This window comes from Marinobacter sp. UBA2498, from assembly GCF_002341575.1.
Lineage (GTDB): Bacteria > Pseudomonadota > Gammaproteobacteria > Pseudomonadales > Oleiphilaceae > Marinobacter > Marinobacter manganoxydans.
The window spans coordinates 853-7773 of record NZ_DDOI01000004.1 but is presented as its reverse complement, the minus strand read 5'-3'; the positions used below and the strand labels follow the sequence as shown (position 1 = coordinate 7773).

The following is a 6921-nucleotide window of genomic DNA, read 5'->3' as shown; positions in this document are numbered from 1 at the left end:
GCTGCCAGCGAACCAGGGCCTCGGCGCTTTCCAGCTGTGTTCCCGTGCGGTCCATGATTGGCTGGTAGAAGACATCGAGGCCGCTGGTTCTGAGTGTTTCCCGCAGCTCGCTCTCGAGCGCAAACCGGGAGCGGGCTGTCATCTGGATTTCCGAATCGAACAAGGTCGAACGGTCCCCGCCCTGCCGCTTCGCGTGGTACATCGCAGCCTCTGCACCTCTGAGCAGTTCTTCTGACTCGTGGCAATCGCCCGGGAAGTGACAGATGCCCACACTGGCACTGACATTCAGATCCTGATCGGACACCCGGATAGACTGGCGAATACGGCTGTGGATCTCGCGGATCACCTCGTCCAGAAAGCTCGGCTGGGTGTAGTTGCGAATAACCAGGGCAAATTCATCCCCTCCAATGCGCGCCAGAAAGTCCTTGCCCGCCAACTGGATTTCTTTCAGGCGCTGTCCGATATCGGCGATGACCTGATCCCCCGCCTGAGGGCCAAGGCCATCGTTGATGGTTTTCAGGCGGTCAACGTCAATCCAGAGCAGTGCAAGACTGCCGGTACCCCGGCCTTTGATCTTGCGCACCAGGTGGTTCAGCCGGTCACGCAGTGAATCAATGTTGGCGAGTCCGGTGAGGGAGTCGTAGCGACTGACGTATTCCAGCGCCCGCTTGGATCTCAGCCATGCCTCGTGAGTGTTCATCAGGCTTATGGTGTCTGCAATGGCAGCTGACAGCGAAATGTCCGGGACCGACCAGTCACGGCGCACACTTGACTCCAGGCAGACAACCCCGCTGAGTTGTTCGCCGTCGAAAATCGGCGCGTCTAACATGGAATGAATGTTTTGCACGGACAGATAATCGCGGTCGAAGGAACGGGTACGGATATCATTGCGGGCGTCTTCCACGGCAATGACTCGTTCTTCGGTGATGGCGCGGAAGTAGTCGGGGTGGTCTGAGCGAAACAGGTTGAACTCTGAGCCATTCTGCGCGATGCAGCTATTGCGGCCGGGCAGCTCTGTGTCGTGAAGCCACTCACAGGTGATCCGGTCCCGTTCTGGAGGGAAAAGCCAGACACTTGCCCGTTTCACGCCCAACAGCCGGGTGCACAGCTCCATGAGGGCTGCCAGCTTCCGGGGGCGGGGCATCTCGATAAAGCTGGTATTGTGGCTCAGCTCCATCAGTGCCTTGTGGTGGGTCACGAGGACTTCACTGTCACGCATGGCCGGGCTCAATAAATTGTCCTTCTTAGAATTACGAACGGCCTTGGCTCTCGGTTTGGATACTTGATCAGGTTACGTCTAAGTTCTTTAAAGAATATGGCAGCTGTTTTTATAAGTGTCCAACTTCAAGCGGGATTGGCCAGTGAGTCCCTGGCGTTTTGTTCCCCCCTGCCAGGATTGTTCCGGCTGAAATCGCAAAGCAGCGGCCAGGGATGGTTGGCTTCCAGAGTAAAGGCGATATCCAGCAACGTGCGTTCGCCTCCGTGCCGCCCCATAAACTGAACGGACACGGGCAGTTGATCGGGCGTGTGGCCCATGGGCAATGAGATTGCCGGTGCGCCCGTGGCGTTTGCCAGAGGGGTGAAGCTCACATACTCGCGCAGCCGTTCGAACAGGGTGTCAAAAGGCACATCGGGGCTCAGGTGGCCAAGGGCGGGCGTGGTGTGGCCAAGTACCGGTGTGAGCACGGCATCAAATCCGGCCATGGCATGTGCATAGTCGTGCCAGGAACGCTTGAGCCGCCAGAGTGCGGTTGGCAGGCGCCAGAACTGTCGCCGGAACATCCTGTCGAGGCCGTTGGTCAGGCCGTCTGTTTTGTGTTTGTCGAAGGCCGGGTGAAGCAGTTTCCTGCCGTTGGCCCTGATGCCGAAGGCAAGCAGTGCCCAGTACAGGGCAAAGTCATCAGGGAAGGTGCTGTGCACCGGAACGGGCACTGGCTCAATGCGGTGGCCCATTTTTTCCAGCCTGAGCGCCGTTTCTTCGACAGTCCGTCGGGTGATGTCATCGGTTTTGTGACCGTTGATGGAATCCAGCACCAGTCCGATTCTCAAAGGACGACCGGAGGGGCCCTCCATTCTTCCAATGGGCGGCAGGCCGGGATTGCGGAAATAGGTCTCGGCCTGCTCGAAAAAATTAGCGGTATCCCGTACCGAGCGCGTCACTACGCCCTCGCTGATAATGTTGATCGGCAGGGAGGCCGCCGCTTCGTTGTCTATCAATCGTCCTCGTGTGGGCTTAAGGCCGACCAGGCCGCAGCAGGCGGCCGGAATCCGTATGGAGCCTCCGCCGTCATTCGCGTGGGCAATGGGTACCACGCCGGCCGCCACCAGGGCCGCTGAACCGCCTGAGGAGGCGCCGGAGGAATAGGCCAGGTTCCACGGGTTACAGGTTGCCGGCGCGTGTGCGGGCTCGGTTGTGGCGTTGAATCCGAATTCCGGCAGGGTGCTTTTACCCAGGCACAGAAAACCCTGGGCAAGCAACTGGCGGGCAAATGGACTGGTATCGGATGCAGGAACGCTGGGCAAGGCCAGGGAGCCGTGCCGTGTGGTCATGCCCGACACGTTGGTGTTGTCTTTGATCAGTGTTGGAACACCGCGGAACAGGGGAAAGGAACCGGTCTGGTCGGTGGCATCAAGCTGTGAAGCAGTCCATATCACCTGGTCGTAATTCGCCGCGGCCAGACCATGAATTAGCGGTTCGACCGCCTGTGCGCGAGCGATAGCGGCTTGCGTGAGTTCGGTGATCGATATTTCCCGGCGGCGGACCTTCTCGGCAAGGGCAGTGGCGTCATCGCAACCTATCGCGTCGTTGCTGAAACTGTGTCAGGACTGCGGGGCGCTCACGGCCAGACTCTCCTTGAAAGTGATTCCACGACTCTACTGCATTTGAAAACGTGATGACATGTCATTTTAGGTAGGGTGAGTGGTCGGCAGCCAGCACAGGGCCTTTTCACAGACCTCTTCAGATAATAAGCTGTCCGCCTGAAAACGTTGTAAGCGATCCTGATGGAATTTATTGAACCCCTCGTACGCCACTTTCTCGGCATTTTCTTTCTGATGATCGGTCTGCAGTTTGCTGGCCGAAGCCTCGGGCTGTATCAGAGAATGCGCTTTTCGCACATTAACTATGGTGAGCGAGGGAGTGCGCCCTGGTGGCACCGGCAAACCTTCAATGTGTTTCGGGCGTTCATTCTCGGCGTCTGCGTGGTGCGGATTTTTGCGGATATCGACCCCTGGCTGGGCGTGTTCGGCCCGCTCTATGTATGGCCGATTTTGTTGGTTGGTATGCTCCTCCTGATTGGCTCATTTACTTCGGTGAACTATCTGCAGGCCTACATGCATGAGGACTGGCGCTCTGGTATCGATCCTCGGAAGGATAAGCGCAAACTGCTCACAGGCGGGCCATTTGGCCGCTCCCGTAATCCCCTGTTCCTGGCTGTGATGGCTGGGCAACTCGGTTTTTTCCTGGCCTTGCCCAGTGTGTTTTCCCTGGTATGCCTGGTGGCCGGTGTACTGGTGATCACCCGCCAGGCCCGGGAGGAGGAGAAGGCGCTGGCGGAAAAATTTGGCGAGGACTACGAGCGTTATCGCGTGCGGGTACCGCGCTGGTTCTGACCCGCTGACGGCAGAGGGCTTTACGCAGATTTTTTCCGGGCTTCCTTGATCACATCGTAGGCATGACTGATTTCGCGGGTGCGTTCCTCTGCCATCTCCCGCATGCTCTCGGGCAATCCCCGGCCGGCAAGTTTATCCGGGTGGTTCTCGCTCATCAGCTTACGGTAGGCCTTCTTGAGTTCATCATCACTGGCGGAAGGCGATACCCCAAGAACCTTGTAGGCATCGCTGATCTGATCAGCGGAGGAGGGCTGGCCCGCACCGGCCCGGTTGGTGTGGGCTCCTCGGAGCATGGCTTCCAGCTGGTCCACCTGGCTCTCCGGTAGCCCCAGCCCACGGGCGATTTTTACCAGCATTTCGTGTTCGGCCGGGTGCACCTTGCCGTCTGCAGCCACGGCCGATACCTGAACCTGCAGGAACATCTGGAGAAACGCGGGTTGGCGTCCGCTGGCCTGGAGGAACTGGTTAAGCTCGGCATCCAGGTCGAAATCCGGCTCTTTACCACGGTTGAAGGCGGTTTTTGCCTTGGCTTTCTGTTCTTCATTCAGGCGGAAGCGAACGAACATGGCTTCGGCCATCTGAATTTCATCCCTGGATACCACGCCATCTGCCTTGCAGAGGGCACCCATCACAGCAAAAACCGATTCAATAAAACCGGACTGAATGCTCTGGAGCTTGCCAATCAGGCGGCGCTTGAGAAGGTTCAAGAGAAAGGCGCCAATCGCCGCACCTATGAGAAAGCCCGGGAATTTGCCAAAGGCGTAGCCAATCAGACCGCCAATTATGATTGCAAACAGCATTAATAAGTCCTTAACAGGAATGAATCAGCCCATAGAATATACGTGTTTTTCAGCCCGGCTTCATGAACAGGCTTTCATCGACCTGTGAAAAAGCCACGTAAGCTATTAGATTAAATCATTTATGAGGGGGCAGTAGTCATGACCCAAGACCTGTTTTCTAACCTGCCACCGGAACAGACAGTCGAGCCTCTGATGGATGGCGCGGTGGTGCTGCGGCAGTTCGCGCTCCCGAACGCCGAATCACTCATGGCCAGCATTGAAACGGTTACCTCAGAAGCGCCGTTCAGACACATGAAGACCCCTGGTGGCCATGCCATGTCTGCGGCCATGAGCTGCTGCGGGGATCTTGGCTGGGTTACCGATAGCAGGGGTTACCGGTATCAGGCGGAGGATCCGGAATCCGGCCGGCCTTGGCCCGCCATGCCTGCGGCTTTCCGGGAACTGGCCAGAAGCGCCGCCGAAACCGCTGGTTTTGAGGGATTTGAACCGGACGCCTGTCTGATCAATCGATACCAGCCCGGGGCAAGAATGGGGCTGCATCAGGACAAGGACGAGCAGGACTTCACGCAGCCCATCGTGTCGGTTTCTCTGGGCCTGCCGATGGTGTTCCAGTTTGGTGGTCTCAAACGCAGCGAACGCCCCATCCGCGTGCCACTTGCCCATGGTGACGTTGTGGTCTGGGGCGGCCCGGCCCGGATGCGTTATCACGGCGTGCTGACCCTCAAAGCCGGGGAGCACCCGCTAACGGGCGGGTATCGTTACAATCTGACGTTCCGTCGGGCCAGGTAAGGGATTACTGCAGCCAGGCGACCAGAAGCCCGGCTGCCAGAGAGAGCACCATCGGCCCCCCGACCAGCAGCCCGATCTGGCGATTGCCGACAAACCCGGCCAGCGCCGATTTCACGAGGTTGTTGGTGGCAGCGGCGATCACAATGCCTATGACTGCTGTTCCCATGGCCAGGCTGTTGTTGGACATGCGGGTCAGGGAGAGGGTAATTGCGTCCACATCCGCGATGCCGGAGGTGGCTGCCAGGAAATAGATGCCCGCATCACCTAGCCAGTTGCCGAGGAACTCGCCCATAAGCAGGATGGCTGTGAGCAACGCGCCAAAAACCAGGGCAGAGGTCAAATCCAGCGGGTTCTGGTTAAGGGTTGGTTGGCTTACCTGAAGCTCTCGGTCATTTTTCCGCCAGATAAAGAGCGCGGGCCCGTAGAGCAGGGCGGTCATCACCAGCACGGGCCAGATCAGACTGGGCAACAGATCGGGATTGATCACCAGGCAATAAACCAGGATACGGGGGAACATGGTGCCGCAGGCAATCAGGATACCGGTGGCGAACTGGGCGTTGAGCTGCGGAGTTTTCGAGGCCTGGCGGGCGAAGTGCAGCGTGAGGGCAGTGGACGAGCTCAACCCGGCGAATAGGCTGGTAAACAGGATGCCTTTGCGGGTACCGGCGACCCTTATGGCGAAATAGCCGACAAAGGAAATGGAGGCGATCATCACCACCATCCACCAGATTTCCCGGGGATTCAGAACCCCGCCAGGCCCCATCTTTTCGTTTGGCAGCAACGGCAGCATGACCACGGAAATCAGCAGCAGCTTGAGAGCGGCATCCAGTTCATGTTCCTTCAGCTTGTTGACCCAACCGTGGATTTCTTCCTTGTTGTCCAGAATGATTGCGGTTACCACCGCTGCGGCCGTGGCGATGACCGGGTCCACTGCCACCGCCACCGCACCGAAGCAGAAGGTCAGCACCATGCCAACCATACCGGTGATGCTGAAATTACGGATATGCTCAAGGCGCTCGCTGTAGGCCACGATGGCCATGGCCACGACACTGACCAGAAGCACGGGAAACGCCCATTCCGTGATTTCCTGTGCCAATACCGCGGAAATACCGCCAAGCAGGCCTACCAGGGCAAAGGTGCGGATGCCGGCAATTCGCTCGCCGGATTTCTGTTCCCGGGCATCCCATCCCCGCTCCAGGCCAATGATGGCGCCAAGCAAAAGCGCAACGGCGAGGTCGAGAGTGGTCTGGTTTCCGGCCAGAAACTGGGAAGCAAGATCATCCATGGGAGGGCGTAGGCTCCTGTTAATAATTGAATATGTTGATGATAGCAGCAGGTGCAACCGGTCGTTACACCTCTAAGAAGATTCCCGTAACCGCCTTACTTTCCCGTTAGGGGTCTGGTAAGCTTCGCGACCCTGAAATTCGCAGTTACCTGATTTTCATCAACCGTGCAGCAAACTGAAACCGTGACGATCCTTCCGCCCTAGCGCTCAGCTTCCTCTTCCTCTGGTTTAATCCCCTGAGACATATCCCTGTAGCCAACGTGAGATAGGTTGGGTGCAATCGACGGTTTTATCTCAGTTTTTTTATCTCCACAGCAATCCGGAAACCCGACATTATGGTGAATTCCCTAAAAGCCAACTGGCTTTCGAACATTCGTGGCGATGTGCTCGCCGGTATCGTCGTGGCGCTGGCACTGATCCCGGAGGCCATTGCCT

The 6921-nt window shown here is 57.9% G+C and carries 5 protein-coding genes and 1 pseudogene; 2 read left to right on the top strand and 4 right to left on the bottom strand.

Annotation, left to right across the window (positions count from 1 at the left end):
- Together B2W52_RS00200 and B2W52_RS00195 are read right to left on the bottom strand one after the other, a co-directional pair.
- The coding region (locus B2W52_RS00200; protein WP_286800941.1) for a diguanylate cyclase domain-containing protein at nucleotides 1-1219 on the bottom strand (1219 nt) is incomplete at its 3' end.
- Between the two features lie 125 nt (nucleotides 1220-1344).
- Nucleotides 1345-2808 (bottom strand): annotated as a pseudogene (locus B2W52_RS00195) (amidase); the annotation flags it as partial.
- A 195-nt stretch (nucleotides 2809-3003) separates the two neighbouring features.
- On the opposite strand from B2W52_RS00195, the gene B2W52_RS00190 reads away from it, so the two are divergent.
- Nucleotides 3004-3612, top strand: a complete 609-nt coding sequence (locus tag B2W52_RS00190) for a methyltransferase family protein (RefSeq protein ID WP_273017255.1) — start codon at nucleotides 3004-3006, stop codon at nucleotides 3610-3612.
- A gap of 20 nt (nucleotides 3613-3632) precedes the next feature.
- Here B2W52_RS00190 and djlA read toward each other — a convergent pair whose 3' ends face one another.
- Nucleotides 3633-4412 carry a co-chaperone DjlA gene (gene djlA, locus B2W52_RS00185; RefSeq protein ID WP_273017254.1) on the bottom strand — a complete coding sequence of 260 codons (780 nt, stop codon included), beginning with the start codon at nucleotides 4410-4412 and terminating at the stop codon, nucleotides 3633-3635.
- Nucleotides 4413-4550: 138 nt separating this feature from the next.
- Here djlA and alkB point away from each other — a divergent pair, with 138 nt between their 5' ends.
- A complete protein-coding gene (gene alkB / locus B2W52_RS00180) occupies nucleotides 4551-5201 on the top strand; it encodes a DNA oxidative demethylase AlkB (RefSeq protein ID WP_273017253.1) in 651 nt (216 codons plus the stop codon).
- A 4-nt stretch (nucleotides 5202-5205) separates the two neighbouring features.
- Here the strand turns inward: alkB and B2W52_RS00175 are convergent, their stop codons facing one another.
- Nucleotides 5206-6486 carry an MgtC/SapB family protein gene (locus tag B2W52_RS00175; protein WP_053114764.1) on the bottom strand — a complete coding sequence of 427 codons (1281 nt, stop codon included), beginning with the start codon at nucleotides 6484-6486 and terminating at the stop codon, nucleotides 5206-5208.
- Between the last annotated feature and the right edge of the window lie 435 nt (nucleotides 6487-6921).

Excerpts from the sequence above, each read along its gene's own strand:
- alkB (WP_273017253.1), top strand. The coding sequence starts at position 4,551 with ATGACCCAAGACCTGTTTTCTAACCTGCCACCGGAACAGACAGTCGAG.
- djlA (WP_273017254.1), bottom strand. The coding sequence starts at position 4,412 with ATGCTGTTTGCAATCATAATTGGCGGTCTGATTGGCTACGCCTTTGGC.
- B2W52_RS00190 (WP_273017255.1), top strand. The coding sequence starts at position 3,004 with ATGGAATTTATTGAACCCCTCGTACGCCACTTTCTCGGCATTTTCTTT.
- B2W52_RS00175 (WP_053114764.1), bottom strand. The coding sequence starts at position 6,486 with ATGGATGATCTTGCTTCCCAGTTTCTGGCCGGAAACCAGACCACTCTC.